The organism is Chitinophaga sp. sic0106, from assembly GCF_019219075.1.
Lineage (GTDB): Bacteria > Bacteroidota > Bacteroidia > Chitinophagales > Chitinophagaceae > Chitinophaga.
In genome coordinates this window covers 1-3,024 of record NZ_JAHUWJ010000037.1, presented here as the reverse complement: position 1 = coordinate 3,024, position 3,024 = coordinate 1, and the positions used below count along the sequence as shown (strand labels likewise).

3 protein-coding genes are annotated in these 3,024 nt (G+C 46.6%); all 3 read right to left on the bottom strand.

The genetic code is table 11. The annotated features are described in order from the left end of the window. Window positions 1-162: 162 nt before the first annotated feature. Entirely contained in the window at window positions 163-1,026 is an 864-nt protein-coding gene (locus KW844_RS28800) for a tyrosine-type recombinase/integrase (RefSeq protein WP_218380233.1), read from the bottom strand. After that, complete coding sequence (locus tag KW844_RS28795) at window positions 1,023-1,877, bottom strand: tyrosine-type recombinase/integrase (protein WP_218380232.1); 855 nt, start codon at window positions 1,875-1,877, stop codon at window positions 1,023-1,025. Before KW844_RS28795 ends, KW844_RS28800 begins: the two co-directional genes overlap by 4 nt. Before the next feature lie 200 nt (window positions 1,878-2,077). Then, window positions 2,078-3,024 (bottom strand): hypothetical protein (locus KW844_RS28790; RefSeq protein WP_218380231.1); only part of this gene is annotated, 947 nt, incomplete at its 5' end.

The following is a 3,024-nucleotide window of genomic DNA, read 5'->3' as shown; positions in this document are numbered from 1 at the left end:
CCGAGGGAACGGCGAGCGCGCAAAAACCGTGACAGGGGGACGCGAAGCGGACCACTGGCGCGTGTTTTTGCACGCCGCCGGACCGAGGGAGACCGATTTTCCTTCAACATAAAGGTCTTTACAATGACCAGATGGAGGCTTTTAAGTCACGAAGCAGCTGCTTTATTTCATCGGGTGATACTGATCTATGGCTGCTCTCAGCACTTCTACCTCGCTTTGTTTATACCGTTCCGTGCTGGATGGGTACTTATGCCCTGCGAACTGCTGTACTATACTAATATCATGGCCCTGCGTGAGCAGATTGGCTATCACACTTTGTCGTATAGTCTGGGTAGTGATGATCCGTCCAGGATAGTAGTTTCTAAAACTACGGATCACATATTTACTGATATCCTCCGCTGGCATGGGCTGCGATCCTTTACCAACAAGGAGTATAGCGCTTTCCTTTCCCTGCAGCAGTCGAGGGCGGTCCGTATGTAAGTAGGTATGTAATACCATAATTTGCGGCACCTTTAAGGTTAGGGTGCGGCTATTTGTGTTTGGAGTAGATTTTATGTAGACGTTGCCGTTATCCAGATCAACGTCTGTAACGCCTATCTGGGCGATTTCCTGCACCCTTAACCCCTGATAGACCAGTAAGCCCATTAACACTTTATTACGGCTGTAAAGCGCCTTGTATCGCTCCGTTTTACCCAGCAACCCTTCCAGCTCCTGCGGAGTAAATAACTCCTGTAACTGTATATCCCTGCTACGCTGGTCATGTAACCGGATGGATTTTGCAGGATGGTCCTGTCTCTCACCGCTGTAGCACAGGTAATCATAGTAGGCTTTTATAGCAGATACAATACGGTTCAGCGTTTGCGGGTTGGTGTAGCGTTGTCGCAGCTGGCGGATATAGCCCGTAACATCGGTAAACGTAGCTTTGTCAGCCGATGGATAGTTACCTGTAAAGGCAGCTATTTCACGCAGGTAACTTTGTGTAGTCGCAGCAGTATAGCGACTTTCAAGATAATGTCGTATAGTCATAACTGTTGTAATTGATGCGCACCAGGTATCGCATAGATTTGGGTCGATTCCAGGTGGCGGTGACCTAAGTAATCCCGTACATAACCAAGGCTCATACCTCCATGTAGCAGATGTGTTGCAATGCTGTGTCGCAGGTGATGCAGGGTAATATCCTTACTCAGTCCGGCTTTGGATAGTAGTTTCTTTAGGATTAGCAGATAACTATCTCCCCGCATGTAACGACCTTCACGGTTCAGCATAAACGCCGACCCGGATTTACGCGTGCGGCTACGCTCATGTTTTAGATACTGCCCCAGCACTACCATCACCTTATTAGGCAACGGGATCACCCGTCTACGGGCGTTCTTACCCCGTTTCACATACAACACCTGGTGGCTCAGGTGAACATCCGTTACCTGCAACCTTACCGCCTCACTGCGCCGTAGCCCACAGCTGTAAAACAGGTGCAATACTACCCGCTCCTTTACCGTAGTGGCCACATCAAAGAGCCTTTCTATTTCTTCTCTGGACAGAGGCTTACGGCTGTTATACGCTGCCGTCTTAAACTTCAGGCCACTGATAGGGTTCACAGGCTGCACGCCTGTTGCCTGCAACCAGTCGAAGAACACACGTAGCGCATACATGTAATGAGCAATCATCATTTCGCTTAAAGTGCCTTCCTTTCGCTTCAGCGGCCGCACCTGTAGCCATTCGTAAAAAAGACGTATATCCGTTGGAGTAATAGACGATACATCCTCACACTGCCTGTAGTGTAAAAACTCTTTTACACACCTGGGCAGCATAGATTGCGTGCCTATGCTGTAACCCACAACAGACAGGTAGTCTTTGAACATACCTATGATCTGTTTCATAAAAATTTGGTATTATTTTAACTGACTTTTGAAGAGAGGGGTAACACTATGATATAAAATCTATAACTATGATACTTTTTAATAGGCCCCTTGAGCACTTTTTTGGAACGCGGAACGACAGACCACTTTTCCGCTACTACAAAGGATTCTAGTGTTCCACTAGCGTTCCTTTTGTGTTCCATGCTTTGATAAGGAGATTATTATTGCTGTACTGGCAAGGATTCTAGCGTTCCATTTTTTACAGACGCCTTTATACACTGGATTTGAGAGGATAGATGTTCACTAACTTTTCCACGCAGAGCCATGTAATTATCACTATAATTCAACTTATATGTAAATCCTTTATTAGCATGGCCACCAATTGGATAAAGGTATTCCAACCGGGTCAGGTCATTTGCATAACGGAACACCTGTGTTTTACTGTATTTCAGCGCTTGTCGGACTTCCCGCAGACTAAAAGGAACCTGTAAATATTTATCTCCTTCCTTTTCCTGAAGATACTTTTTCAGTTGCTCGTAGAACTGCCGCAGGCTACCATCCAGCTCATCCACTTTCAACACGATACTTTCGAACATAATATCTACTGCTACTTCAAGATCGGATATTTCTGTAATTAACCGTCCTTTACTGTCCCGCTTGCGTTGGTACTGATGCAGTAAAGTCACCATCTTCACAAAGTTTAAAAACAGGTCGTTTAAGCGCCTGATCTTATGCGCATCGGGCGGCAGTTGCAGCTTACAGGCGTAAGGGTTCACTACTTCAAGCGGTTGCAGACAGCGCACCAGGTGTTGGATAAACTGCTTTGTTTCCTGCTCCTGCTTACTGTTAATATTACCAGTGGCCTTTGTGTTCTGGTAGTTTATAATACGGCTGGTCTGATCTGCGCTTTCATCCACCGCCAGTAAAAATACACGGCTCATATTATCCTCATAGATTTCACCGCGCGTAGTACAGGCAAGCGAGGCAATAGGCCCTTTCACTGTTTTCTGGCCGCTGGTAATAGTGCCATTCTCTAACTTAATGCTGGTGGCGCTGTTCAGCTCTCCGTTACTCTGCAGCTCCCTAAACGCGAACTCAGCTTCTTCACTCAGCCCGTCTATATCTTCCAGGCATAGCAACCGGTTTACAAAGTAATGCTCCGGGTAGT

Bases quoted from the DNA above. Each gene is read 5' to 3' on its own strand.
- KW844_RS28795 (WP_218380232.1), bottom strand. From the start codon at position 1,877: ATGAAACAGATCATAGGTATGTTCAAAGACTACCTGTCTGTTGTGGGT.
- KW844_RS28800 (WP_218380233.1), bottom strand. From the start codon at position 1,026: ATGACTATACGACATTATCTTGAAAGTCGCTATACTGCTGCGACTACA.